Here is a 248-nt window from a genome sequence, read left to right as displayed (position 1 = left end):
GTAACCAGCGAACCATCTAACGGGATATCAAGATGTAAGCGAGCACTCACATCACCGTCAATTTGCAGCTGTTCCAGCGTGGCACCAAGCGACTCTTTCAGCGGTGTTTCGTCGAAATAAGGCCCAACCGCTTTGCCCGGCCCGTTGATGTCGGCATCAATCAGCAGTTTTTCTTTTGCGTAGTCAGGGATATTTGCCGTCAGGTTAGTGGCTTTTACCCCCCCTAAATTGACGCTATCCGTTTTCAT

Annotated in this window: 1 protein-coding gene; it reads right to left on the bottom strand. The window is 50.0% G+C overall.

Translation table 11 applies throughout. The features are described 5' to 3' along the window. Positions 1 to 248, bottom strand: a 248-nt coding sequence (locus tag FDX22_RS00080) for a DUF3971 domain-containing protein (RefSeq protein ID WP_146716552.1), incomplete at both ends; no start/stop codon positions are given.

The sequence above is a fragment of the Citrobacter sp. TBCS-14 genome (assembly GCF_005280805.1).
In the GTDB taxonomy this organism is placed as follows: Bacteria; Pseudomonadota; Gammaproteobacteria; order Enterobacterales; family Enterobacteriaceae; genus Citrobacter; species Citrobacter gillenii.
Note: the sequence above shows the minus strand (reverse complement) of the source record. Positions and strands in the feature narration are given on the sequence as shown.